This window comes from Marinomonas atlantica, from assembly GCF_001639725.1.
Classification (GTDB): domain Bacteria; phylum Pseudomonadota; class Gammaproteobacteria; order Pseudomonadales; family Marinomonadaceae; genus Marinomonas; species Marinomonas atlantica.
Genome location: NZ_LTAW01000026.1, coordinates 1 through 1,209 on the forward strand (window position 1 = coordinate 1; position 1,209 = coordinate 1,209).

Annotated in this window: 1 pseudogene; it reads left to right on the forward strand. The window is 49.2% G+C overall.

The window, feature by feature from the left end:
* Nucleotides 1-972, forward strand: a pseudogene (locus AYW75_RS19160) (hypothetical protein); the annotation flags it as partial.
* Nucleotides 973-1,209 lie beyond the last annotated feature (237 nt).

The following is a 1,209-nucleotide window of genomic DNA, read 5'->3' on the forward strand; positions in this document are numbered from 1 at the left end:
GGTGGTACAGGAAACGATACGCTTTACGGCGGCACAGGGAACGATGTCCTTCAGGGCGCACAAAGCTCTCAAGGTCACATCACCTTCTCTTTGAATAGCCAAGGTCAGATCGTCACTCACTTTACCCCAACTGATACCGACTTAAGTGACATTGATAGCCTTTCTTTTACCGGTAATTGGTACAGCCAAGCATCGCTGGTTTTAGATGGCGCAGCGCAAGCGATGGATCTCAGCGCCGCGAACATGAACAGCGTTATGAATACGGGTTTGATGCTCCAAGCCACCTCTGACTATGCCTTCTTAGCCATGGACAGTGACCGTTTAGAAATGCTCGCCACAGCCTATCAAAGTATTTTTGGTGTACGCCTCAGCGCCATTGATTTAACAGGCTTATCAAGCTCCCCATACAGCCTTGATGAATTGGCGACTATCGGCTTACAGGCTTGGGTTGGGCAACAAGCGAGCAACTTTGCAACACTCAGCGCAGAACAACAGGTGTCTACTTTCCTAAGCAGCTTCTGGAATGCCGGTGACGTGACAAGCGAAGCCATCACCAGTGTACTCAACGACCTAGCAAACGGCATGTCTGGCACAGAGCTGTTCTTAAGCATTGCTCAATCTCAGCAATCGAAGAACAAACTGACCACCGACCAAGGCTTGTTACAATTGACGGTCTCAAATGAAGTCAGCGAAGGTGGCTTAACCACTGACATCGGCAACGATACCCTCTTTGGCGGCGCAGGTAATGATACCTTGATCGGTGGTCATGGTAACGACCTACTGAACGGCGGAGAAGGCATCGACACCGCTCAACAGCAGCATATGTTTGCTGAGTACAGTATTGCCAAACTGGAAGACGGTAGTATCACTCTCACCTATCAACAAGGCGCTTACACAGAAGTCGACACACTGATTGACGTTGAACTGGTCCAGTTTAGCGATCAACTGATTGGTGTAAACAACTTGATCTAAGCGATTCGAGTAGGAGGGCTGCCCCGTTGTCTGGTCTTAGACGGGGTAAGATCGCCCTCCTACATCCGCTTAATTGATTATCTCGACAACCACACTTGTAGCAGGGCTGTCCCAGCCCAACTCTTGGAATAAAGGCAGCGTTTAGCCCAATACCCCATCATCATTCATGATGGTTCGCATCGCAGTAAGCGTTTCCATACTGTCAGGGAACTCACCACCTTTTGGGTTAAATATATC